This window comes from Thermosporothrix hazakensis (assembly GCF_003253565.1).
Classification (GTDB): Bacteria; Chloroflexota; Ktedonobacteria; order Ktedonobacterales; family Ktedonobacteraceae; genus Thermosporothrix; species Thermosporothrix hazakensis.
In genome coordinates, this window is the sequence record NZ_QKUF01000022.1 from 32,432 (window position 1) to 58,116 (window position 25,685).

At 53.0% G+C, this 25,685-nt stretch carries 20 protein-coding genes; 6 read left to right on the forward strand and 14 right to left on the reverse strand.

The window, feature by feature from the left end; all coding sequences use genetic code 11:
• The first annotated feature begins 61 nt into the window (after positions 1-61).
• Genes EI42_RS22840 through EI42_RS22850 form a run of 3 tightly spaced genes read left to right on the forward strand, consistent with a single transcriptional unit; the run spans position 62 to position 1,644 of the window.
• Positions 62-652, forward strand: a complete 591-nt coding sequence (locus EI42_RS22840; RefSeq protein ID WP_170142835.1) for an NUDIX hydrolase — start codon at positions 62-64, stop codon at positions 650-652.
• A complete protein-coding gene (locus EI42_RS22845; protein WP_137686138.1) occupies positions 616-987 on the forward strand; it encodes a hypothetical protein in 372 nt (123 codons plus the stop codon). The genes EI42_RS22840 and EI42_RS22845 overlap by 37 nt, the downstream gene beginning before the upstream one ends.
• Positions 988-990: 3 nt before the next feature.
• Positions 991-1,644: an MEDS domain-containing protein gene (locus EI42_RS22850; protein WP_111324964.1), complete on the forward strand. Its 654-nt coding sequence runs from the start codon at positions 991-993 to the stop codon at positions 1,642-1,644.
• Positions 1,645-1,800: 156 nt separating this feature from the next.
• Here the strand turns inward: EI42_RS22850 and EI42_RS34465 are convergent, their stop codons facing one another.
• The 5 genes from EI42_RS34465 to EI42_RS22870 all read right to left on the reverse strand — a co-directional run bounded on the left by EI42_RS34465 (position 1,801) and on the right by EI42_RS22870 (position 8,375).
• Positions 1,801-1,932: a hypothetical protein gene (locus EI42_RS34465; protein ID WP_281278943.1), complete on the reverse strand. Its 132-nt coding sequence runs from the start codon at positions 1,930-1,932 to the stop codon at positions 1,801-1,803.
• 89 nt (positions 1,933-2,021) lie between these two features.
• Complete coding sequence (locus EI42_RS22855) at positions 2,022-2,411, reverse strand: hypothetical protein (protein ID WP_111324965.1); 390 nt, start codon at positions 2,409-2,411, stop codon at positions 2,022-2,024.
• 83 nt (positions 2,412-2,494) lie between these two features.
• The gene (gene coaBC, locus EI42_RS22860) at positions 2,495-3,751 is read right to left on the reverse strand and encodes a bifunctional phosphopantothenoylcysteine decarboxylase/phosphopantothenate--cysteine ligase CoaBC (protein ID WP_111324966.1); all 1,257 of its coding nucleotides are present in this window, start codon (positions 3,749-3,751) and stop codon (positions 2,495-2,497) included.
• Between the two features lie 260 nt (positions 3,752-4,011).
• The gene (locus tag EI42_RS22865; protein WP_111325011.1) at positions 4,012-6,984 is read right to left on the reverse strand and encodes an FHA domain-containing protein; all 2,973 of its coding nucleotides are present in this window, start codon (positions 6,982-6,984) and stop codon (positions 4,012-4,014) included.
• Between the two features lie 143 nt (positions 6,985-7,127).
• Positions 7,128-8,375 (reverse strand): DUF4097 family beta strand repeat-containing protein, encoded by a 1,248-nt coding sequence (locus tag EI42_RS22870; RefSeq protein WP_111324967.1) that lies wholly within the window; start codon positions 8,373-8,375, stop codon positions 7,128-7,130.
• 456 nt (positions 8,376-8,831) lie between these two features.
• Here EI42_RS22870 and EI42_RS22875 point away from each other — a divergent pair, with 456 nt between their 5' ends.
• The gene (locus tag EI42_RS22875) at positions 8,832-10,184 is read left to right on the forward strand and encodes a hemolysin family protein (protein WP_111324968.1); all 1,353 of its coding nucleotides are present in this window, start codon (positions 8,832-8,834) and stop codon (positions 10,182-10,184) included.
• A gap of 148 nt (positions 10,185-10,332) precedes the next feature.
• Positions 10,333-10,866, forward strand: a complete 534-nt coding sequence (locus EI42_RS22880; RefSeq protein WP_111324969.1) for a DUF2087 domain-containing protein — start codon at positions 10,333-10,335, stop codon at positions 10,864-10,866.
• A 30-nt stretch (positions 10,867-10,896) separates the two neighbouring features.
• Here the strand turns inward: EI42_RS22880 and EI42_RS22885 are convergent, their stop codons facing one another.
• The 9 genes from EI42_RS22885 to EI42_RS22925 all read right to left on the reverse strand — a co-directional run bounded on the left by EI42_RS22885 (position 10,897) and on the right by EI42_RS22925 (position 22,118).
• The gene (locus tag EI42_RS22885; protein ID WP_170142836.1) at positions 10,897-11,655 is read right to left on the reverse strand and encodes an ABC transporter permease; all 759 of its coding nucleotides are present in this window, start codon (positions 11,653-11,655) and stop codon (positions 10,897-10,899) included.
• A complete protein-coding gene (locus EI42_RS22890) occupies positions 11,639-12,640 on the reverse strand; it encodes an ATP-binding cassette domain-containing protein (protein ID WP_111324971.1) in 1,002 nt (333 codons plus the stop codon). The genes EI42_RS22885 and EI42_RS22890 overlap by 17 nt, the downstream gene beginning before the upstream one ends.
• Before the next feature lie 72 nt (positions 12,641-12,712).
• On the reverse strand, positions 12,713-13,321 hold the full coding sequence (locus EI42_RS22895; RefSeq protein ID WP_170142837.1) for a TetR family transcriptional regulator: 609 nt from the start codon (positions 13,319-13,321) through the stop codon (positions 12,713-12,715).
• A 59-nt stretch (positions 13,322-13,380) separates the two neighbouring features.
• The gene (locus tag EI42_RS22900; protein ID WP_111324973.1) at positions 13,381-16,410 is read right to left on the reverse strand and encodes a DNA translocase FtsK; all 3,030 of its coding nucleotides are present in this window, start codon (positions 16,408-16,410) and stop codon (positions 13,381-13,383) included.
• A gap of 451 nt (positions 16,411-16,861) precedes the next feature.
• Positions 16,862-17,095, reverse strand: a complete 234-nt coding sequence (gene thiS, locus EI42_RS22905) for a sulfur carrier protein ThiS (RefSeq protein WP_111324974.1) — start codon at positions 17,093-17,095, stop codon at positions 16,862-16,864.
• On the reverse strand, positions 17,092-17,748 hold the full coding sequence (gene thiE / locus EI42_RS22910) for a thiamine phosphate synthase (protein ID WP_170142838.1): 657 nt from the start codon (positions 17,746-17,748) through the stop codon (positions 17,092-17,094). The genes thiS and thiE overlap by 4 nt, the downstream gene beginning before the upstream one ends.
• Positions 17,749-17,758: 10 nt before the next feature.
• Positions 17,759-18,559 (reverse strand): thiazole synthase, encoded by an 801-nt coding sequence (locus tag EI42_RS22915; RefSeq protein WP_111325012.1) that lies wholly within the window; start codon positions 18,557-18,559, stop codon positions 17,759-17,761.
• Positions 18,560-18,867: 308 nt separating this feature from the next.
• Complete coding sequence (locus EI42_RS22920) at positions 18,868-20,271, reverse strand: hypothetical protein (RefSeq protein WP_111324976.1); 1,404 nt, start codon at positions 20,269-20,271, stop codon at positions 18,868-18,870.
• A 185-nt stretch (positions 20,272-20,456) separates the two neighbouring features.
• Positions 20,457-22,118, reverse strand: a complete 1,662-nt coding sequence (locus EI42_RS22925; protein WP_111324977.1) for a ribonuclease J — start codon at positions 22,116-22,118, stop codon at positions 20,457-20,459.
• Between the two features lie 818 nt (positions 22,119-22,936).
• Here EI42_RS22925 and uvrA point away from each other — a divergent pair.
• Positions 22,937-25,684 (forward strand): excinuclease ABC subunit UvrA, encoded by a 2,748-nt coding sequence (gene uvrA, locus EI42_RS22930; protein WP_428843957.1) that lies wholly within the window; start codon positions 22,937-22,939, stop codon positions 25,682-25,684.
• Position 25,685: the final 1 nt, after the last annotated feature.

The following is a 25,685-nucleotide window of genomic DNA, read 5'->3' on the forward strand; positions in this document are numbered from 1 at the left end:
CAAGCAAAGGTACTCGCGCCGCGCTTCTGGTGGTTTTAGAGAGGGTGAGAGTTGCAAAAAAATGGAGCGAAATCGCACTATGCGGGCGTATTCGGCGGGTGGAGTGGTCTTTCGCCTTGTCCCGTTGCGCTCTCCAGATCAACACTTCGGACACAGCAGACACAAGCGGGCGCATGGGTACAAACCTGCCAGACAGCAGACAAAAGAAGCTCGAAGTGCAGGGCATGCATCTGACCCCTCGATGAAAGAGGCCGATAGGGTAGAGGTTGTCCTTGTTGGTCGAAGCCACGCGGGCATCTGGGTCTTGCCGAAAGGCACTCCACAGCCTGGTGAGACAATTGAACAGGTCGCGTTGCGCGAGGTTCAGGAAGAAACTGGTTTACAGGTGCGCCTGATCGCTTATATCGGCAGCATCTCTTATTCATTTGTGCGCGAGCACATCCGTTATCATAAACAGGTTCGTCATTTTTTACTTGAGGCTATCGGTGGCGATATCTCGCTTCATGATCAGGAATACGATCAGGTCAAATGGTTCTCGCTCCATGAAGCCAGCCGCCATCTGACCTATCAAAATGAAGTACGCATTCTGAATCAGGCAGAAGAGATCCTCCACCGATGGCTACACTATCAATGGAAAGAAAGGCAGCTATAAGCCTTATGGAGAGCCAGCCGCAAAAGTTCTCACTTGCACGCCGCTTAGTGTTTCCCGCTAACGGTAATGATGAACTGACGCCAGGCCAGAGTAAGCGTATTATTGCAACCTGGGCCATATTGTTCACCATTCCTCTTGTTCTTATGATATTCCTTGTTGTTATTTTTGCAGGTATATCATTGCAGAGAGCGGTTATCTGGCTCGCCGGAGCAATAGTCCTCGGTTTCATACTCTTTGGCTTCTCGGCCTGGGCTAGCATCAAGGCCTACAATCAGGCAGTTCGTGCAAAGATCAGGCACGAACAGGAGAAGGCCAGTAGCACCCAGCGGAGGTAGGCAATGGATCTTAGTGTTGAAGGTAAATCAGAGCGTATTCCGCCTGGCTCACATATCTGCCAGCTTTACAGTAAAGTAACAGAGATTCCGGCAGTGACAGCACGGCTGCTCCGGGTCGGTCTGGCAAATTCAGAGAAATGTCTTTTTGCCGCCGCCCCTGCACAGGTCAAAGAACTCTGTGATGAGCTTCAGAAATTACAGGTTGATGTGAAAGCCCTCCTTGATACCGGTCAGCTTGTCCTCTATGAGGAACGTGAGCCCTTTTTAGCAGGTGGAAAACGCTTTGACCCATACTATTTGCTATCTACACATCAGACTTTTATCGCGCAGGCGCTTCGCGAGGGCTGGAAGGCCGTGCGCATCTCGATTGATATGACCTGGCTTTCAAAAGATATCGCTACTCCGGAACAAATTCTCAAATACGAGGCCGCCTCTGATGCCGTATTTACGTTTCAGAACGCGCCCATTATTGCACTGATGCACTACGACCACAGCAAGTTACTGCCCAATCTGGTTGTTGAGATGCTCAAGCTGCATCCTATCTCTGTTGTCGGAAAGTACATTAAGCGCAACCCCTACTACCTGAATTCGGAGCAGTACATGCTCAAAATTCTACGTATCAATAAGGAAAAGAATCATCCCCATGCCGGAGGTTAGTGCACCCTGGAAGACTCGCCTTCTGCCCTGCACCCACTTTGCAGGGCTTTTTTTATGCCAACCAGTCCAAAAAAGAGAGATGTGCAGCCCTGTTCTTTTCTAGAAAGACAGAGACCCACATCTCTCTTGTGCACTTTTTCTGTAATCTGTTTCGTTTCAATCCACAACAGCCGTTGAGGACTGTCGCAAAACGTTCATGAGGATAAGCAGAGGCATGCAGGCCGCCTGCTTTTCCGGGAGTACTGTCAGCGTTGTCGCCCCATGCTCCACAAACATGAACGTCTTCACGGCCTTCATTCCTCAGAACAATACTGTACTGGAGTAGTCCGCGCAAATACAGACTGTTTCTTCTATTGTCTTTTTAGATTGAAAAAGAGTTAGAGTACAAAGCTATCGGCCAGCGGGCTCCGAGCGGAGTTATTATTCTCGCGTTTTTCGCCGTTCAGATTCACCGTATTCTGCCCATTTGAGGGGCGATTCTGTGCATAGTTATTCTGTCCGCCATTGGCTGGCGAGGACTGCGGTGTATTCTGTAGCGTCTGCAAGCTCTGCAACGCCTGCGAATTGGACGAAGAAGAAGAAGCCGGCTCGGTTGCCAACTGAATAGTCTTGCCATCAATCACAACTGCAATACCAACACCACGCCGTAGATCGGCGAGCTGGCGTCGTAACTCGCGGTTTTCTGCCTCTAACGCATCCATTAACTTTTTCTGCTCAAGCAGCATCTGTGCGATATTTTCAAACCCAGCGCTAGCAGCACGATCCATTCTGGATTCCTCCTGCGTACTTCGAGTACCCAATAATTCTAAAACAAAAGCTCCCATCACAGCGCCACGCCCTCCCAACTTACTCAGGACAACAGGGACACAACACGATCCCAAATCGCCGCCGCAACGCCTGTTTTGGGCATTACCGGCAGATCCTCCATTACACCATTGGCATGAAAAAGAGTGACTTTGTTGGTATTGGTGCCAAAGCCGCTATCAGAGCGGGTTACATCATTGGCAACCAGCAGATCAAGCTGTTTTCGGTGCAGCTTGTCTTTTGCATTTTCTACCACATTTTCAGTCTCGGCGGCAAACCCTACCCGTACCAAGCGACGGGGTAGATCCTGCATCTGAGCCAGTTCACCCAGAATATCTGGATTTTTTATCAGGTGTAGTGAAAAACTGCCGTCCGTTGCCTGTTCCCCTGTGTTCTCCCCTTCCCCGGCCCCACGACCTCCACCGAGCCGTTTCTTGATCTTCTGAGAGGCCGGATGTGCCGGACGGAAATCCGCCACAGCGGCGCTCATGATCAATACATCGGCATTGGTAACGGCGCTGAAAACAGCGGCCTGCATCTGTGCTGCTGTTTCGACTCTGCGCAGCTCGACGCCATAAGGTACAGGTAACGAGACCGGCCCGCTGATAAGAACGACGTGAGCGCCTCTATCTCGTGCCTCCTCCGCCAGAGCATAGCCCATTTTTCCTGATGAGCGGTTGCCCACATAGCGAACGGGGTCAATTGGTTCCTGCGTACCACCTGCCGTCACGACAACGCGGCACCCGGCAAGATCTCCTTTCTTGCCCAGGACCAGCTTGATAGCTCCAAGCAAGGTCTCTGTATCCGGTAGACGCCCGGGGCCGATAGCCCCAGATGCCAACCGCCCAACCTCCGGCTCAACAAGAAATGCGCCCCGTTCACGCAAAAGGGCTAGATTCGCCTGTGTGGCGGGGTGCGTATACATATGTTTGTACATTGCAGGTGCCAGGAGTAAGGGAGCTTGTGTCGCCAATGCTACGGCGGTAAGCATATTATCTACAATACCGTGGGCAAGCTTTGCGATGGTATTGGCCGTTGCGGGAACGATTGCCAGTATATCCGCTTCCTCGGCCAGCCTGATATGGTTCTCTGCCGCCTCCCCCGAAGGCTCCCACAGGTCACTATAGACCGGCCTGTGGCTCACGGTTGCAAAGGTCAGCGGGCGTACAAACTCGTCCGCTTTTTCGGTCAGGACCACATCCACAAGCGCGCCGGCCTGCTGTAACTTGCTGACCAGATCGACCGCTTTATAGCATGCAATCCCCCCACAAATACCGACGATAACATGTTTGTTCAGTAACATGCAGGCTTTCTCGTTCCCTCTTTTTGGACAGTCCTTATGAGAACACCTTTACAATAGCACACCACGGTACTTTACGACAACCAACTTGCCAATAAGTACCATGCCATTTCATCGGTTATACCTCTTTTATAAGAAGGTATGAATTGTTCTCATTGATACGTATATTTATTCCTCTTAAAAGATAGGCCATAGACAAGTGCAGTTTCGATGGTTTCACCTGAAAAAGGGAACGCCTGCACACAACGTTCCCTTTCTCTCTCCTACTTCCGCACATCCTTCAGTTTCAGGCAGAACGCAATCACCACCGCAAACACCACAATCATCAGCGCCAGGGCCCCCCAGGTCAGCAAGAGGTGCTGAAAGGCCTGGCTCTGCGTGGCATGCCCGTACAGCATACTGACATAGGAGAAGTCGTCAGCGCCTAGCGAGTCACCGCGCAGACCCACGGTGGTCCCCATCGCCGCCATCGACCAGCGTGAGGGGAAGAATGCCGCCGGAATCTGGAGCATCTTCGGGTCATCAAGCGAGAAGATGACACCCGCGAAGATCACCTGCGGAATCAGCACGATTGGCACCATACTCATCGCGCGGTCATTGGTCGGCACCAGCGCCGAGATCATCAGACCAAGCATCAAACCAGCCAGGGAGGTGAGCGCCATTGTTATATAGATCTCTAAAAAGGCCGGTAAGAAGACGCTATGATAGAAGCCTGTCTTGAGCTGAATACAGAGTACCAGAATCAGGCTCTGCAACAGACAGAGCACCCCAAGCACGATGATCTTGGAGAACATATAGGGCGCGATTCCCAGGTTGACAGTACGCTCACGCCGATAGATCGGGGCCTCCTTCACAATCTCACGTGCGCCATTGATACACCCGAACATCACAGCGGCAAACGACATAATGAAGAGGATCTTCTGTCCATTGCCTCCTGAGCCCGGCTTCACCGATTCGTCTATAACCTGCTGCTTGGTTTTGCCCTTCTCCTGAAGATAGAACTTCCCCTGGGGCGAATTGAGCTGTCTTTCCAGATCGCCGCAGTCTTCTGTGATCCCACCCTGCTGTGTAAACATGTTTTTCGGGTGCGGACAAGAGACAAGGCTTGTCTCCTTAAAGATGTAGGGCTGTGCCATAAAGAAGAGTATCAAACCAATAATCGGCGCCTGAAGCAACAGGATCAGCAGGTTTCCGACATCGTTTCGCAGCAATTCCAGATAACGGATCGAGAGAATACCAAACTGCCGGAACGGATTCCCTCGCTTTGGCCGCTTGAGCGCCTGTGGCTGCATGCGGGCTGCATTCATCTGGTTTGCCGGCCCACGCTGCAACTGCTGAACCACAAAACGCTGATAATCAGGCGACTGCTTGAAGCGCATCTCCGCCTCTGCCGGAATATTGGGGTTCTCCTCGGTTGGCTCAAGCGAGGTATAGATCTCGGCAAAATCGCTTTTCCCGAAATAGGCCTTTGCACCATCCGGCGGCCCAAAATAGGCCAGGCGTCCACCTTGAGCGAGAAAACAGACATAATCACATGCATTGATATTGTTGGTAGCATGCGTGACCAGAACGATTGTATGGCCTTTGTCTGCCAGACGCCGCAACAACATCATCATCTTACGGTCCAGACCGGGATCAAGGCCCGAGGTCGGCTCATCCAGAAAAAAGACGCTCGGGTTCGCCAGCAATTCCAGCGCGATCGAGACACGCTTGCGTTGGCCTCCAGACAACTTGTTGATCAAGAGCTTGCGCCTCCCGGTCATCTCCACATCGTCAAGCACTTCATCAATACGCTGGCGAATCTGCTCATCACTGACATCTTCGGGCAGGCGTAGCTTGGCCGCATAGTACAGCGCGTGTTCAACGGTGAGTTCTCGGTGAATAATGTCGTCCTGCGGCACATAGCCAAGCTGTGTGCTGAAGGCTGCCATATTCTGGTAGTAGTCCTGTCCGTTATAGAAGACAGCTCCCTGATGCGCGGGACGCAGACCGTTCAAGGCGTCCATCAGCGTCGATTTACCAGCACCAGAGCCGCCGACCAGCGCTACAAATTTGCGCGGTGGAATAGCAATGGAGATATCATTCAACAGGATGACGTTGTTGGTTCCGGTCTTTTTCAGGTTCAGCGCGTCAATTCGAATGCCATTACTTTCGTCCTGCTGGGTGAGTTGTTCGCCCGTGTAAATAAACCTGAATGGACCAATACGCACCTCGTCGCCTGGCTTGAGCAGGTCAGAAACGCGGGTCCGCATGCCATTGACATACAGGCCGTTCTTACTGCGCAGGTCAACGATTCTATAACCGCCTCCTACCTGCTCAAGGCGGGCATGATGGGCCGAAACCTGCACATGCTTCAGCACAACATGATTGTCCGGCGCACGACCAAGCGTGATCACTGGAGCCCCAAGCGGGATCGGGCGAACCTCGGGGACTACCTCCTGTACAGCACCGGTTCCATCATTGTAAGCCAATGTAACAAAGGTGCCGTTCCCATCACTGATACGGAAGATATCGCCACGTTCCAGAACCTTGCGAAATTGTTCGGTTCCCCGAATCTGGCGCCCATTATAGACAATGCCGTTTGTGGTGCTGCCTTTCCCAGGATGCGGATGCACAAAGACAAGCTGATTGCCCTCTCGCAAAATCTGCGCATGAAATGCCGAGACGGTTGGCTTCTCAATTACAATCTCATTGGAAGGCGCGCGCCCGATATTAAATACCTGCTTGTCCGGGGTCAGCGGATAATTGTGCCGCTCAGAGTCAATATTGGTGCTCACCTCGATTGAAGGCACACCAGCGCTCTGGCCTCCTGCATTCGATGGCCGCCCCGGCATCTCACCGGCTCCTATAGTTCGGGTCGCAGTAAAGTCCGGAGCCCCGTACTGTTGTTGCGGCGGGAACGAGGGCGCGCCAGCCGCCACAGCGTTAGGCACCTGTAAGAATGTCATCGTCACATTCCCCAGGACAATCACATCATTATGCTTCAGTGGGGCCTGCTCAACCGGCCTCTGATTTACGGTCAAGACGTTCTGTGGAGCCAGCTTCTTGATACTCCACATTCCATTGTTCATGAGTAATAGCTGCGCATGCAAGCGCGAAACAGACGCATCAGGCAAAACTACCTGATTCGCCGGGTCTCGCCCGATGTTCATCACCGGAGCAACGAGCGGCACCTGTTGCCCGGCCTGTGACCCGGAGAGAATTTGCAGCGTGCCGTGGGCTTGCTGTCCATTCATACCCTGATACACTTACCGCACAGGACATTCCTGCATAGACTGTGCGGTATCTCCTTTCTTTTCGGCGGATAAACACAGGTAGAAATTTACCAGGAAAACCAATCCCTGTCTGTAATCTGGCTCACGAAAAAAGTGTGCATTATTCATCCCGGCACAAAATAGAATCCTGAGCGAATTACCTGGCCTACTGGTTCCGTTGCCTTTCGGATCTCTACTTTACCTGTGCTGGCATTCAGCGTCAATATGACAGGAACTGGAGCACCCGCAGCCTCATTCAACGGGCCATAGTAATGCGCACCCTCATCCTCACGAGTCAGCGAGCGCAACGGGAAATCGCTTTGAATTGTCCCGACATTAACATTAGAATCCAGCGTGATGTTTTTCATGCTCTCAGGTAAAGAAACAGTTACATCTCCCTTTTCCGCCGTAATATAATAGTGATATTTCTCTTTCTGCTGCTCGTTAAACGGCATTTCAAGCAGCCCGCTAAAGGTAACATTTCCCTGTCCAGTATCAATCTTTGAGCCATTCCCCAGCACCGAGCGCTCTATTGAAATATTGCCAGCACTTCCGTGCACGCGCATCAACCCCAGAACGCCAACGATATGAATATTTCCTGCGGGCGCTTCCAGATTTAGTTGCAGCGGTAGAGCATTGCTATTGCCGGGCTGCGTGGTGGGGAGCTTGATCGTGATATCAACAGAATCATTGGTCGTGCGCAGTAACTCGTGGCTATTGGGAATAATGGTATTCACCGTCAAGGTACTGTTCGGATCAGGCTGCTGCCCGAGATCCTTCAACTGCTTGCTACAGGTAAGCTGTTTGCTCTCCTGATCGGGCGGCAAGACCTCGATTTTGATATCATTGAATTTCTTTTGGGCTTCCTTCTCATCTGTTGCCTGCACATGCTTTGTTGTGGCGATCACCGGTTTCTTCGTCTGCGCGTCAACTTCCACAGAAACATTGCCGAGCATATTGCAAATTTGCAATGCCGTGACAGCAGTAAGAGGAGCTTCAACCGTTTTTTCCTGCGTAAACGGTTTCGGCCCAAGCGGCAATGGCCCGATATTCAGTCCCTGTCCCTGCGACATGCGGAAAAGATAGAAGAGACCCAGCGCACCCCCACCAACCGCAAGCAAAATACCAAAGAAGCAGCCAAGCAACAGGGAAGGCCAGGCGCTACCACGTCTTCTTTGGATCGGGCGGCGTGATCGTGTGGAGTGGCGCGGCGCGGTTACCGGGCCGGTTGGCCTGGAACGCGGGCGACGGCGCGGTGCATGGTCATACTCTTCCTCATCCTCCGCGTACTTATCATAGTCGAAGGCACGCTTGTAACGCTCCGGTTCCTCACGGTACCGACGTCTGTACGGGCGTCTGTTCCCCCGATCCATCGTGCTTCTGGCCTCTCTTTCTTTCCAAAGTAGCAGGGGGCAACGTCACCCTGTTGCCAGAACCCTTACAACATAATACGCCAGCAGGAGGGAAAATGTCAGCAAAAACTCTATGCGTGACGTGAAAAAGAAAAGGAGCTACACTGATAATCAAACCATATCTCTGCTATACTCGTATATATCAGGGAGCAGGGCCTATACTCGAGAAATGCTTTCAGGAACTTATGGCATGCGTTCACTCAGCAGCTATACAGCCTTATTTTACATAATACATTTTACGGCAGGCCATTCTGTACGTTCAAGTCCTGAAAAGGGGGCCGCATGCATCCCCGGCTATTTTCTGATATGGCACTCACTGCTCAAGACGTCATCGGGAAGAGACATCCCTTCCCTATTCACACATCTATTGCTGGAAGTGGTCTCTGAACCACGAAAGGAGCAAACGAACAACAAACGATGGACATCACTTCATTATTCGGAATCCTGGCTGTTATTGTACTCATAGCAGCAAATGGTTTCTTTGTCTCCGCAGAATTTGCCCTGGTCAAAATTCGCTCTACTCGGGTAGAACAACTGGTTGTTGAAGGGAATCGAGCCGCACAAACCCTTCAGCGACAGATTCATCATCTCGATAGCTATATTGCTGCAACCCAGTTAGGGATCACTATTGCCAGTCTGGCCCTCGGCTGGATTGGTGAACCCTCCCTCGCCCACCTGATCGAGCCCCCGTTCGCCTGGCTCGGGAAGGGGCTCGCAGAAGGAATCTCACACAGTATTGCCGTCGCGATCAGCTTTATTCTGATCACCACCATGCATATCGTTTTTGGTGAACTTGTGCCAAAGTCAATCGCGCTTCAGGCCACAGAAGGGACATCACTTTTTGTCACTCGACCTCTGGAGCTCTTCGCGAAGATTTTCCACCCTTTCATTCTGCTGATGAATGGAATCGGCAATCTGGCCGTTAAATTGATAGGTCTCAAAGTAACCAGCGAGAGCGCCTCTGTTCATACAGTCGAAGAGCTGGAAATGTTGGTCACCCAGAGCCGTAAGGCCGGTATCCTGAACTCACAGGAAGAAGAGCTTTTACGCCACGTCTTCGATTTCAGCGATAAGACTGTCCATGATGTGATGATCCCGCGCATTGAGGTTGTCGGCGTGCCAACCACTGTCACACTAGATCAGCTCAAGCAGATTATCTCTGAGGAACGCTACACGCGCTATCCTGTCTATCAGGGGAATCTGGATACCATCGTTGGACTGGTGCATATCAAGGACGTGCTGACCTATCTTGATACCCACCCGGAATCCGCTACCTTTGATATTCAACGCCTACAGCGCCCAATTCTGGCCGTTCCCGAAACCATTACGCTTGAGACTCTGCTTGCCCGGATGCGCACCAGCCGCACTCATATGGCAGTGGTTATTGATGAGTATGGCTCAACGGCAGGCATCGTCACGCTGGAAGATATCGTTGAAGAATTGGTCGGTGAGGTCCAGGACGAGTTCGATACACGGGAAGCGGGCGTACGCTCTGAAGTAGAAATGCATCCAGACGGCACCAGCACGATTGATGGCTTGATGTCTCTCGCTGGCTTTGAGGAGCGCTTTGGCGTCACGATTGAGCATACCCATGTACACACGATCGGCGGCTATGTGTTTGAGCAGATCGATCGTATTCCTCGGATCAATGACGAGGTAACGGTTGACCATTATGTTCTGCGCGTTGAGGAGATGGATCAACGCCGTGTCGCTCGTGTCCGTGTGATTCCCATCAAGAACGAGGAAGCACAGGCTGAACTCGTGGAATAACCCGGCTCTGTCAGAGATGCGCTTCTGCCACAGGAAGCGTATCTCCTCCCTCTCACATTGAACTCCGCCAAAGGCATGGCCTTGACTTTTTCTTTTTCTTAGATATACTTCTAATTAGATAGTTATCTAACAAGAAAAGGAGGGCGCAATGCCATCTACCGAACTGCTTGTGAAAACACTGACCGATGTAGAGCGGCTCAAAATCCTCGGCCTTCTGGCGATCAGGCCTCACACATTGTCTGAACTGGCCGAGCAGCTTCAGATGAAAGAAAACGTCATCGCTCACCACCTTGCGCGGCTCTCTGCTAGCGGTCTGACGCGAACACAGGATTCCACCTATGTACTCAATACAGAAACACTCAATACGTTGAAAGCAACTTTCCAAGCGCCCTCAGGTCCGGATGCATTCGCTGACTTTGCCTGCGAGGAATGGGAACGCGTTATCCTGCGGAACTTCTTTGATGGACACCACCTGAAAGAAATACCAGCCAGCTTTAAAAAGCTGAAGGTTGTTCTGAGATGGCTTGCTGAGCGCTTCGAGCCCAATATTCGTTATGCGGAACGTGAGGTCAATGAGCGGCTTAAACTCTACCATCCAGACTTTGCTTATCTGCGCCGCTGTCTGGTCGATTTTGGGTTGATGCAGCGTGAGAACGGGATCTACTGGCGACAAAGCAAGTAAGGGAGGGATGTTTGATCCCTCCCCGCAACATCAAAGAGCAGGCTTGAATGAGCGCACGGCCCAGAACAGTGCCAGCAGCGTGAGGACAAACATCAGGCCGAAGCTCAGCGGGATCTCACCGCTGAGAAAGTTTCCCTGAAACAGCGCTCGTGTGGCAGTCACCGCGTAGGAAAAAGGGTTCACTCTGGCAATGAGCCGTAAGAGGACAGGGGCTAACGACAATGGCAACATAATCCCCGACAGCAGCATTAACGGGATACTGAGCGTGCTGAGGAAAGAAGACAGCGCATCCTCACTCTGCAACCAGAGGGCCAGTGCATAAGAGCAGGCGGAGAGAAAAGCTCCCATCAGCGCAATCAGGAGCAACGAGAGTAGTACGCCGCGAATGTCCGGACGCAGCCCCATCAGACAGGCCAGCAGCACAATCAGTATAACCTGTACTAGCAGCACAAGAACATCATACCCTATTTTACTCAAAGGAAACGCCCAACGGCTGATAGGAGCCACATGCAGGCGCTCAAGAAAGCCGGAACGCCATTCCTGGAGCAGACCAAAGCCACTATAGAGCGGACCGAAAATCCCCATCAACACCATACAGCCGGGCGTAAAGGCCAACATGCCGCCTCCCGCAGGAAATCCTGCGATCCGGCTGATCGGGTCTAACAGAGGCGCAAAGAACAACAGGTAACAGGCAGGTTGAAAGAGCCCGAAGAGAATCCAGGCAGGATTTCGGAAAGAGAGGCGCACATTCCTGACAAAGAGCAGGCGCGTTTCATAGAATAGCTTCATGGTTTCCCTCCCACAGAGGTGTCTGTTTCTCAGCATCTTTGAAAGAAAATCCGGTCTGCCGTAAAAACACATCATCCAGCGAAGGACGTGACAGCGAAATGGTATGCACGGCGATTCCGGCACTATTCAGCAGTTGAAGCAGAGCAGGCAGCCGCTCTTCTCCATTTTCGACATAGACCTGTAACTTCTCAGCTTCTGCCTCAGAAATCAGCCGTAGCTCACGTACATGAGGCCGCAGCAGGTGTTCCGCCTGCCGCGCGGCGCTGCTAAGTCCGAGTGTGACGACATCGCCGACAATCTGCTGTTTGAGCTGTGCAGGAGAGCCTTCAGCGACCACCACTCCGGCATTCACAATCGCCAGGCGACTGCAAAGATGATCCGCTTCGTCAAGATAATGGGTGGTTAGCACGATTGTTGTTCCTGCGGCGTGCAGGCTGCGCACCTCTTCCCAGAGAGCCGCACGACTCTGTGGGTCCAGTCCCGGCGTGGGCTCATCCAGAAACAGCAACCCGGGTTTATGGACCAGCCCGAGCGCCAGATCAAGCTTGCGCCGCTGCCCGCCTGAATAAGTGATTGCCAGACGATCGATAAAAGGGGCCAGATCAAGCGTGTCAATCAACTCAGCCACGCGTTTCCGGGCCGCGCCATAGGACAACCCATAAAGCCGCGCCTGCAACAACAGATTTTCTCGACCGCTCGACAGGCTATCAGTGCCACCTTTCTGGCTAATAAAGCCAATCGCTGCACGCACTCGATGCGACTCGCGAACCACATTGAAGCCAGCAACCAGAATTCGGCCTTCATCCGGTGAGAGCAAAGTTGTCAGGATGCGAAGCGTAGTGGTTTTGCCCGCACCGTTCGGGCCAAGCAAGCCGAAAATCTCGCCTTCCTTCACCCGCATATGCAGGCCACGAAGCGCCTCAACCTGCTTGCCCCGACTTTGAAAGCTTTTGCTCAGGTTCTCAACCTCGATGACATCATGCATACCAATAACCTGCTCCTTTCCTTACATACATTCAGCATGTATGTAAATTACTCAAAAAAAAGAGGAGATAGCTTAGCGGCTGATTCCTCGAATAAAGCCATCAACTATCTCCTCTGCCTTTGTTTGAAGCGGCATCTGATCCGGCATCAACATCCAGAGATCGGTGATGCCATAAATGAGCCCCATCGCGGCAAACGCGGTCGCATCTACGTCCAGATCGGCGCGAGCTTCTCCGTTCTCTTTTGCCATTCTGAGAAGCTCCGCCATCCCTTCCAGCGAGCGCTGAAGTCCCTCTCTCTTTTCCTGCATTCCATCAACCATCTCGGGCAGTAGCGCGGTCTGCCAGTTCATCATCTTCTGCATAATCCGAAAATCAGCATCTTCCACCGGATAGAGCATCCAACCAATCAGAATCCGCCGCAAGACACGGAGAGGGCGATCATCGCGCACATAGAGCGGCTGTAGCTTCTCCCATGCCCGGTGATACTGTTCTCGAATCACCGCGTTGAACAGTTCGGCCTTGCCCCCAAAATGCCAGTAGACAGCGCCGCGTGTGCTCCCAACCGCACGCGCAATATCTTCCAGCGTTGTCGCGTTATATCCCTTCTCATAAAAGATGCGCAACGCCGCCTTCAGCAGTTGTTCCCTTGTGATAGCCGCCTCTTCCTTTGTTCGACGCATGATAGCCGTTCTCCTCTCACTTCTATACATACACTACGTATGTATATATTGTCAAGGGGCTATTCCTGCGGGCGACGCTGGCGTTGCGCTTTTGCCTGCTGGCGTAACCATTCATTGCGAGCCTGCTCCTCAAACGCGATCTCTTCAGCCGCATCAGAAAGGGACTGCTCGCTCTCGGCATCATCTGCCACGATACCGCCCTGACTATCAAACACCATACGCGAGCGGCCTCCCGGCTCAAACTGGCCGATTACACCATGCTGTTCCAGCAAATCAATCAGCCGAGCTGCACGTGAATAACCGACGCGGAGCCGCCGCTGTAACAGCGAGATCGAGGCACGGCCTTCCTCACGGACAACCTCTTCCGCTTTATCAAGCAACTCATCTTCCAGCTCAAAGCCACTTTCCTGCTGCTCCTGAATCTCCCAACCGGGCGCGACCTCTTGTAATGCACTCGCGATGCCCGGATCGCTTACCGCATCGCTATGCGCCAGTTCAGCAGCCTGATCGCGCCAGAATTGTACCAGCCGTTCAGCCTCTTCATCAGCCAGGAAACAGGCCTGAATACGCTCCGGTCGCCCGGCATCGGCGGGAAGATAGAGCATATCGCCACGTCCGAGCAGGCGTTCCGCGCCTCCCATATCAATAATGGTACGCGAGTCAACAGCAGAGCTGACCATGAAGGAGATACGCGTTGGAATATTTGCCTTGATCAGACCTGTAATCACATCAACTGATGGGCGCTGTGTTGCGATCACCAGATGAATGCCGGTCGCACGGGCCAACTGCGCCAGACGGCAGATCATGCTTTCTACTTCCTCGGGGGCTGCCATCATCAGATCAGCCAGCTCATCAATGATAATCACGATCGCAGGTAAATTGTTCAGCGAGGTATCGCCCTTCGCCAGCCGCTGGAGCCGCATCTTGCGATACCCATCGAGATTACGCACACCCAGTTGTGAAAACAGACGATAGCGGCGCTCCATCTCACTGATCGCGTTGCGCAACAGGGGTACAACCTTCTCGACCTCGGTCACGACGGGAGAAAGCAGGTGGGGAATACCGCTATACAGACTCAGCTCTACCATCTTGGGATCTACCATCAGCAGCCGAACATCGTCGGGCGTTCCCTGAGTTAGCAGGCTGGCAATCAGCGTATTGATCATCACGCTTTTGCCTGCGCCCGTCGCACCCGCGATCAGCAGGTGAGGCATACGGGCCAGATCACCAAAGCGTACCTGTCCGGCAACGTCTTTTCCCAGCGCCACCGTCAGCTTTGACTTATTTTTGGCCGCCTGGTACTCTCTACTTTCCAGGACCTCACGCAGCGTCACCAGCCGACTGTTCTTGTTTGGAATCTCCACGCCGACATAGGGGCGACCCGGCACCGGAGCTTCCATACGAATGGACTTGGCTTCCAGCACCAGCGCGAGATCATTCTGCAAGGCCATAATGCGGCTCACACGCGTGCGCGTCTCATAGATGATATTGCCCGCGGCGTCACGCATGGGGATCATCTTCCCGGTCTTATCATCCTTTATCAGTGCGGGCTTACCGGTCGGACGGATGCCAAAACGAATCACGGTCGGCCCGATACTGATATCTTCCGGGCGCACCTCTGCCTCGACCCGGAAGCTGCGCAGCGTCTCCTGGATCAGGCGGGCCAGCTCTGCGGTATTATCGTTATACATCTGGAGCTTGGCCGACTCGGCACTATTCAGCAACGAGGTATCCGGCACCCGCCAGCGCGAAACAATGCTCGGGGTCTGCGCCGCCCGTTCACGTCTTGAGCCACGTTGATTGGCCGGGGTCTGTAGGCGTGGATTCGACGGCGTTCCATCCTCATCGGCAACTATGGCCTGTGGCGCTTCCAGCTTTACCTTACGCCGGGGCGGCGCTTTACGCCCTTTTTGCTCAAAAGGCAGGGGCTGCTGACTCACGCTATCAACAGATGCGGCATAGTCATGAGGATCAAACGAGGGAGGAACCCGCATCGGCCCTTTCGGCACGCTCCCGATATGTTGCTTGTGTAAATTAATATCGTTGAGCGGGTCTTCATCCTCCTCCTCGAAAGGCATATCTGAATGCAGATCCACAGTCTCATCATCAGCCAGATCCTCCATCTCGGCAAGATCTAGCTGCTTGCCAGAGTGCGAAAGGATCAGAGGCTCCTGAGAGTCATCATCCTCATCCCCTATGTCGTCCGGCTCGCTTTGCTGGCGCATATAGCGACTGAAACGCGGCCGCTGCCCCAGAAATGGAGAGCTCTGCTGGCCGGTGCTCTCTTCCGCATGTCTACCAAAAAGGCCACGGAGCGAGCGATAGGTAGACAGCACATGGCCGAAGGTGATACGGAAACTGAAAATGAAAACCAGCAGAAAAGCCCCTATAAGAATAACATGGGCAATCAGCGCGTCCCATCCGAGGAACGGAAGCGCCAGCGCATCAGCCAGAGAGCCAGCTTTCCCCTGTCCGAGCCAGAGGCGCGATTCTACCAGCAAGATCAACAACAGCACAATCGAGCCAACCACCATCGGCCAGCGCATCAGCCGCGTTCTGCGCACCCCTTCAACCAGATGAATAGTGGAAAATGCGATAAGGCCAAGCGCAAAGAGGTAAGCAGTCCAGCCCAGCAGGCCGATAAAGAACGCTTTGATCGCACTAAAGACCGGAGAAGTGCTGAAGATCGTTAAAGATCCAAACAGAAGCAAAGAGAGAATAAGAAGCAGAACACCGAAAACGCGCTGCTGCTGATACGAATCCAATGTCTCCCACTGTTGCCGTATCCAATCAATAAACCGCGTATCCTGTGGACCCTGTTTCTCGGCAACCGGAGGAACCGCGGTTCGTGCGGAAGCTGCTTTCTTTTTTCCGGTTGATGCACGTGAAGCTGACTTTGTCCGTTGTGTTTGCTGCTGTGCAGCCTGTTTACGACCACTCGGGCGCGAGGTCGAGGAGATACTGGAACGCTGCTCGACTCGCGCTTTCATCAATCTGTGAGAGCCCAGTGCTCCGGCAGCACCACTGACACGCGATGGCCCTAGCCCCTTTTGGCGCTCATCGTCTTTTTTCTTTTTGCCACCTGCCATTCAGGTTTTTCCTCCTACGTTCAATACCAGAGGGAGACAACAGTTATGATAGCGCAGATGGAACATGGAAGCAAGGGCTAGAACACCGGATTCATGCAAGCAGAGCAGTACAGGACGGGCTCGAAAGCAGCCATTCTAGCGCCAGAGCCAGATAAAAGACCGAACATCAGTAATCATGACTGCTGCGGCAATAAGAAGAAGACAGAGCAACATAAAGATAAGGGTGACAAGCTTACGTAGAAGAGGAGGGAACACCTGCTATATCTCCATTCGCTAATTCGCTACATCTTTTTGTATCCTCAGATCTTTTCTCTTTCCATTATATTTCACATCGAAAATGCGCCACTCATCTCCTGTCCCTTTCGCCTGGTTCTTCCTATCCACGCTCTTTCCGCCCTCTCACAGGTAGAACAGAAAAGAGCCGCCCTGCACAGAGCGGCTCGTCTCGCGCTTACCCGCCACCCACCATCGTCACCAGTTCCAGTCGACAGCCCTCATACAAAGGTGTGGTCCCAAACTGCTCACGAGCAATGATGGTCCCATCCAGTTGCGCAACCACCAGTCGCGGCGCAATCGAGAGTTCCTGTAAGAACTCTGCAATAGTGCAGCCCGCTCGCACGGTGCGCGTCTGTCCGTTCGCGAGAATAGAAATCGTCCCATTCGCAGGCTGCTGTCCGTCGGTCATGCGTCTGCTTCTCCTTTCCTATCACTGGCTCTGCGGAGCCGCTCAACCTCTACTGAGACAGAGGGAGCTTGAAAAAGAGCCGAGATCACCGCAACACCATTTGCACCCGCCTCTATGACCTCCGCCGCGTTCTCGGAGGTAATGCCACCTATGCCTATCAACGGCAGTGCCGGATACGCCTGTCGCAGTGCCCGAATCAGCCCGATCCCTGCGGTTCTTTCACCCGGATGTGAGTGAGAGGGAAAGAGCGTCCCGGCCAGCAGGTAATCAGCGCCCGCTTCCACAGCCTCCCTGGCCTCCTCCAACGAGTGAACGGAGACCCCAAGCAGCATCTCAGGACCAACCAGTGACCGGGCAACCGCGACAGGAAGAGAGCGTCTGCCAAGCTGGAAGCCATGCGCCCCCGCAGCCAGGCCCACATCAAGCCGGTCATTGACGATCAGGGCGGTCTGATAACGGTTGCAGAGCGGCAGAAAGCGCCGCGCAAGCGCATAGAGCGAGGCTGCCGAAAGCGTATGGCCTCGAAGTTGCAGCATGGAAATCCCGGCAGCCAGGGCCTCTGTCACCACGCGTTCCAGTTCCGCGTGCGTCGGATCGGTTACCAGGCACAACTGAAAAGGATTGCGGGTAGCTTCTCTGGAATCCCGGCTCATAGGAGTCTCCCTACCTGTTCGTAGCGCTTTCATACGACACGACACCGGTTGTCGGGCTACTGGCCTGAGCATACGCGCTTCGAGGAATTCGACCCGCCAGAAAAGCGGCTCGCCCGGCCTCAACCGCCTGCTTCATCGCCAGCGCCATCAGTGGCGGTTTTCCGGCCTGTGCCACCGCCGTATTCATCAGGCAGGCAGCAGCGCCCAGCTCCATCGCCAGCGCCGCATCAGAAGGCGCACCAATGCCCGCATCAACAATCACCGGTACTCGTGCCTGCTCAATAATAATCTGAATCTGGGGCAGGTTTAAGAGTCCCTGTCCTGAGCCGATCGGCGAGCCAAGCGGCATCACTGTTACCGCCCCCACATCCTGCAACCGCTGCGCCAGGATGGGATCAGCGTTGATATAGGGCAGCACCTCAAAACCTTCCTCGATCAACAGGCGCGTCGCTTCCAGCGTGGCAACAGGATCAGGGAGCAGGTAGCGCGCATCTGGAATGACCTCAAGCTTGATCCAGCGTGGCAATCCCATCGCAGCCGCCAGCCGGGCTATCTGAACCGCCTCCTCTACTGTTTTACAGCCCGCTGTATTGGGTAGAATGGTGTATCGTGCCGGATCAATGAAATCCAGCAACGACGGTTGCCCGAGATTGGAGAGGTCAAGTCGCCGCAATGCAACCGTGACGATCTCGGTGCCGCTTGCCTCAAGGCTCGCCTTCATCTCTTCAAAATCCCGATACTTGCCGGTTCCCAGGATCAGGCGTGACCGAAACGCACGCGAACCGATTTTGAGCGTATCGCTTGTCATCATGTTGGCCTTTCTTTTTTTCAGGAGGTTGAGGAGGAGGCCCAACAAAAAAGCCGTTCTCCTCACAGCGAGGAAACGGCCAATACATCTTCACCGAAAGAGGCACAAGAAAGCGTTCCCTCCGCTGGTATGATCCAGATCAGGTACATCGATACAGGGTCAGCAACATTGACGGGTTGCACTCTCAGCCCGGCTCTCCGGGCTCCCCTAGCTTCCCTTTAAATAGATTGTACAGATTTACAGGTTGATCATTCAAAGCTCTATTGGAAAAACATCTCTTATCTAAGCATACCATATCGAAGCGGTTGCACTCAACGGCTTTGTACATTCCAGAACAGCAGCTTTTGCGCAGCCGAGACAAGAAAGCGCCCATCAGGAGACCAGTGCAGCAGGCTGCTCTCATCGTCGATACCGGCCTGAAAATCCATCTTGGCCACGCTCTCACCCGTCTTGCTCCTGAACACTGTTACCTTTCGGGAAAAGGTGTTTAACGCAGCCATCATCTGCCGATCGGGGCTCCACGCCACCTGACGTAGCAACACGATATATTGCATCTCCTGTTTCCGCTCAAGCGCCTCCGCTTCCCGCAGCGCCTGCATCAGCGCCCTGTCTGGGGGCTGGACTACCTCGATTGCATCCAGACCATTGCGGCGTAACGCCTCCTGATCATTTGAGGTGATGCCAGGCACCTCAATCCTTCCCCCCAGAATCAGGCCACGTGTCAGATAACGCCCATCAGGAGACCAGACCACAGGCGTCGCCATCCAGACCAGAAACACTGCCTTCTTCTGCTTATCCTCAATGCGAGCAACCGAGCCCTCCTGCCAGAACGAAAAGGCAGCAGAGCGATCCAGACCTATCGCATTCTGCATCAAGGGTTGCAGGCTTCCATCTGGCAGCCAGCGATAGGCCGGAGCTGGAGGAAACGTAAACCCGAATGCCTGCTTTTCCTGGATCTTTCGCGGCTTCTCAAGATAGCGCTTCTGTTTAAGATCCCAGACACCATAGCCCCATGAGCCCCACCGTTTCTTTGCAGCCAGCGGCAATGGATGGAAGAACGCCGATGACGAACCGTCCTCATGCAGGAGCAGAACTCCTTCAAGCAACTTCTCCCCTGAGCCGATCGGAGGCCAGATGAGGAACAAACAGGCAAGTTGATGGAGCTCGGGAGACCAGCGAACCAGATAGTTGCCAATGGTGCCATGAAAGCCCGCTGAGAACTGCTCACGATACTGTTGAATAATCAGCTCTTCGGGGGTGTATTGTTGCAGGCGCTTCTGCTGAACCACGTCATAGACATTTAAATAGGCATAGGAGACCTCCGAGGTCTCACAGCCACCATAGACCCCGATAACAGCCAGCAAGCGACTATCAGCGGACCAGGCCGCGTCATAGACACAACTGATCTCATCCTGCCAGCTCTGTGGTGAAGGAGAGGGAGCTTCTGGAGCCTTTCCCGGAAGTATCGCAGCCAGATCGGGCAAGGTTCCACTCAGCAGGAGTACCAGAACAGTACCAACAATCAGTGTGACAGAAAGCAATGGAACCCGCGTCTGCGGCTTTCGGACCCAGGCCAGTGCATGCATCAGAGGAGAGTGCAGGTCTCCAACTCGCTGTTTCCCCTTCGTTTGCGGTGGGGGAGGATCTAAGTCAACGATCATCAGGTCATCATCTACTGGTTCTAGATCGTTTCGCTGCTTCTCTTCCTCACTCATTAACACACCTTTCGCTGCTACACTTCATCTTTCGCCTTTCTTTTCATTTTAATCTACAGCACATAGAGAGAGCCTGCGGAAAAGGTCCGGTTTTGTGATCTACAAAAAAAGAAACTACCAGAAGGAAGCTTCTGGTAGTTGGTTTGGTGTTTTGTGATCTACTTTTGTCAGCAAGAATAGTGAGATTACACTTCCATCACGACCGGTAGGATCATCGGTCGGCGGCGTGTTCGTTCATACAGGAATTCGCTTAGAGTATCCTTGATCTTATCTTTCACAAAGGACCAGTCGGAGCCGTGACCATTCAAGTCAACAAAGGACTCAAGAACACGCTCCCGCGCACTCTCCAGCAGTTCCTCAGCATCACGCATATAGACAAAGCCACGTGACACAATATCGGGTCCGGCAATAGGCTGGCCGGTTTCTTTATCGACAGTCAGCACAGCCATCAGGATGCCATCCTGAGAGAGCACCTTTCGGTCGCGGAGCACAATCTGTCCCACATCGCCGACGCTCAATCCGTCCACATAGACATTACCTGTTGCCGTATGGCCAGTATGCTTGATTCCCTCGCTGGAAATCTCGATGATATCGCCGTCCTCGGCAACCATGATATTGTCATCAGGGATGCCTAGCGAATGTGCTAGCTTGGCATGCAAGATCAACTGGCGATACTCACCGTGGATCGGCACAAAGTACCGGGGCCGTAGCAGGCTGAGCATCAGCTTCAGTTCTTCCTGAGCGCCATGCCCTGAAACATGCACATGGGAAAGGCCCTGATAATAGACCTCCGCCCCCAGGCGAAACAGGTTATTGATGGTGCGATGAACCATCTTCTCATTGCCCGGCACAGGCGTTGCCGACAGAATGACGGTATCGCCCGGCTGAATGCGCACAAGCCGATGGTCTTTATTCGCAATGCGAGTTAGTGCCGATGTCGGCTCACCCTGGCTGCCCGTACAGATCACAACAATTTGTTCTGGATCGAACTTGTTGATATCTTCAGGACGAATCAGCGTGCTTGGCGGCACATCCAGATACCCTAGCTCGATCGCCATCTGCACGTTATTCTGCATGCTTCGACCAACCAGAGCCACCCGCCGATCATAGCGAACAGCAGTGTCGATTACCTGCTGTACACGCGAGATCAGTGAGGCGAACGTTGCCACAATCACGCGACCTGGCGCATTGGCAAAGATCTTATCCAGAGAGTCGTTAATCACGCGCTCCGAAGGAGTGTAGCCGGGAGACTCAACACGCGTGCTATCACCCATCATCACCAGGACGCCTTCATTGCCCAGACGGCCAAGCATGCCAAGATCAGCGGGCTTCCCATCAATCGGTGTATAGTCGAACTTATAGTCACCGGTATGAATAACGACACCCAGAGGCGTTCGGATAACAATGCCAACTGCATCAGGAATACTGTGATTGACCCGGAAGAACTCCGCCGTACACCGCCCCAGTTCAACATGATCTTCGGGAGACACCACGTTGATAACAGCCTTATCCAGAAGTCTGTGCTCTTTCAACTTTACGCTGATCAATCCATGCGTCAAGCGTGTCGCATAGACAGGAGGAAAATCGAGCATCGGCAAAATGTAAGGGAGGCCTCCGACATGGTCTTCATGACCGTGAGTGATAAGGATACCGCGAATACGATCTTTTTTATCAGCGAGATAGCTTGTATCCGGGATTACGAGATCAACACCAAACATTTCATCATCGGGGAACATTACCCCCGAGTCGATGATAATGATGTCGTCGCCATATTCAACGACCATCATATTCTTGCCGACTTCTCCCAGGCCTCCCAGGGGAATAAGTCGAACTTTTTCTGTTGTCAAGGGTTCAAGAACCTCCTAAAAAACACTATATCTGTAGCCCACGGCTATAAACGTCACTTTTCATATATGTATCTTTACTCCCGCACACTCAAGCAGGAGGAAAAGTCAAAATAAGCAATAATGATCCATTTAAGAGTATACTACAGTGACTATCTTAAAAACAAGCTGCAATCCTATTTTGTTATACATATCGGCAGAAAATACACATTCTGAATACTGCCTGCTCATAGAAGAAACGCTTCATCTGTGGAGAATTCCAGGCGCAATGCCGAAAAGCGAGTTGCTGACGTCTCCCTTTCCCCTTCACCATCCCTCCCCGATTATATGACAGAAGATGTCAGGAGATCTATGCTACTCTTCAATAGAAACAAGAACAGGAAACACAAAAGAGCTCTGTACTATAAGATAACACGGCCCTTCAGCCAAACATTCCCGTGGACTCGCTCTTCCTTTGGTCCACCTCTCCAATACAGAAAGGGGATTCTCTCTCTATGTCCAGAAAGGACATCACCTTCATTCCAAAGAGATGCTCTACGCTCATAGTAGCATTGGAGCTACTGAAGAGCAAGCGACCTTTTCCATCTGGAAACCCTTTCCTTTTTCATCGCTCCATCTGACAGCAAATTTCTTTTCTGTGCGCAGTAAAGCATTCACCCGCTTTTCCTCTTTTTCTTTTTGATGAAGATTATATGGCCTCCCCAGGCCGCAGAGAAGGAGAACACATGACGCAATCATTGAGTGAGAACCTGCTTTCCTTGCTTCTTGAACAGGAGACGCCACGGCGCACCGTGAAGCCAGTCGTCCAGCAAAAGGCAACGCTGGAAGCAGATAAAATAGTAGTTCGAGGAGCCCGACAGCATAATCTTCGGAATATCGATGTCAGTATTCCGCGCTACAAGCTGGTCGTTATGACGGGCGTCAGTGGAAGCGGAAAATCATCGCTTGCCTTTGATACCATCTATGCGGAAGGTGAGAGACGCTATATGGACAATCTCTCTCCTTTTATCCGGAGCTTTCTCGATCAAGTTGAGAAGCCACACGTCGACTACATAGGCGGACTCAGTCCCACCATTGCTATCGAGCAGAAGACCGTTAGTAAGAACCCTCGCTCAACGGTTGGAACGATCACCGAAGTAATTAATTATCTACGCCTGCTCTACTCGCGCATCGGGATCGCGCATTGTCTGAACTGTGGAACCGCGATTCACCGCTACAGCCCCGCAGACATTGTGTCACGGATCAGCAGACTTCCGGCAGGTACATCCATACAGCTCTACACGCCAGACCTGCTGCACCCCGGGCAACTCATTCCGAAAACATATATCACCCGGATCGAGCTTCCGGCGAATCAGGACCAGCACTGGAAGGAAGAGCTGTTCACGCTTGTTAAGCGAGCATTGAAAGCCGGGAATGGCTCGCTCTTACTGGCAACCGAGCAGGAAGAGAAGCTGATCTTCAGTGAACAGAGGATCTGCCCGCGTTGCGGCACACCCTTCCCGGAACTGGCATCCTATCAATTTAATCCCAATAAGCCAGGCGGCATGTGCAGCGATTGCAACGGCATGGGGACCCGACTTTTTGTTGATCCCCAACTGCTGATAGATCCAACACTCTCCATTCTCGATGGCGCAATCAAGTGGTTTGGCAGCCTGCGTAAGCGCTCACATACCTTCTGGCCACTTGGTAACCTGGACGATATCGCAGCCTATTACCAGATTGATCTTGAGACGCCATGGCAGGAGCTTCCCCAACACTTCCGGGATGCCCTGCTCTATGGGTCCGAAGATAAGATCCCGATGCAAATAGAGCACGATGGCAGTAATGGGCACTGGTCTTTCGAGAAAGAGGCTAAGCTTCCCGGCCTTGTCCAGCAGCTCTACAGACTCTATCACAATACTACGTCGGAAACCAGCCGCAAGCGCTATGCAACCTTTATGAGCCAGCAGATCTGTCAGACCTGTCAGGGAACCTGCTTAACGGCAGAGGCCCGGGCTGTCACCCTGGGAGGTAAGAATATCCATGAAATCAGCAATATGGCAATCGAGCATGTGTATGCCTGGCTCACCGAGCTTGAAGAAACGCTGGACAATGAAGCCTGGGGTATCGCGGCAGAAGCGCTGCATGAAGCACAGCGCCGTTTACGCTTCATGCTCAAGGTGGGCCTGAATTACCTGACGCTCAATCGAGCCGCGCCCACGCTTTCCGGTGGTGAAGGGCAACGTATCCGGCTTGCCAGTCAGCTCGGTGATGGCCTGGTGGGCGTCCTTTACGTGCTTGACGAGCCCTCTATTGGCCTGCATGCTCGTGACCTGCATACGTTGCTGGAAACACTCATCGACTTACGCGATATGGGTAATACGGTTCTGGTTGTCGAGCACGATGAACTCACGATGCGCTCTGCTGATTGGATTATCGATATAGGACCGGGAGCCGGAGTTCGCGGGGGAGAGCTGGTTTACGCTGGACCGCCTGCACAGATTACCGAAGCACCACGCTCGATCACCGGACAATATCTCAGTGGCAAGTGCAAAGTGGAATCGCCACGCGGCAAACAACGTCGTTCTCCACAGCGTGGCTGGCTGAGCATCAAAGGAGCCACCCTGCACAATCTCAAGGGTGTGGATGTGAGCTTTCCGCTTGGTCTCCTTACCTGTATCACAGGGGTAAGCGGTAGCGGCAAGAGTAGCCTGATTAATGGGACACTCTATCCCGCATTGATGCAGGCTATTCACCACACGACACCAGAGCAGTGCGGCCCCTATCGCAGCCTGGAAGGCGTTGAGCAGTTGAATAAGGTTATCAATATCACGCAGGACCCGATCGGACGAACGCCTCGCTCGAATCCCGCAACCTATGTCGGGATCTTCGATACCATTCGTCAGCTCTTCGCAAAGACAGAGGCAGCCAGAGCAAAAGGGTATACAGCCGAGCACTTCAGCTTCAACGTTGAGGGAGGACGCTGCGAGCACTGCAAAGGGCACGGACAGATCTTTATCGAGATGCATTTTCTTCCCAATGTCTGGGTCACCTGCAAAGATTGCAATGGCTCTCGTTATACAGAAGATATTCTGGCGATCCGCTATAAAGGCAAGAACATTGCTGATGTGCTCAATATGAACATTGGCGAAGCCCTCGCGTTCTTCAACGATACTCCAAAGCTGGCTCGCATGCTCCAAACCCTCTGTGATGTCGGCCTGGATTACATCACGCTCGGTCAGAGCGCAACCACCTTTAGTGGTGGTGAGGCACAACGTATCAAGCTGGCCAAAGAACTGAGCAGAATGGCAACAGGCAAAACTCTGTACATTCTTGATGAGCCAACCACGGGCCTGCATTTTGCGGATACCCAGCACCTGCTGAATGTGCTGCACCGGCTGGTCGACGCTGGAAATACCGTTCTGGTCATCGAGCATGAGCTTGATGTCCTCAAAACGGCAGACTGGATCATCGACATGGGGCCTGACGGAGGTGAACAGGGGGGCTACCTTGTCGCCGAAGGGACACCGGAACAGATCGCAGATAACCCGAAAAGTATCACCGGGCGTTATCTCCGTGCCATACTGTAGT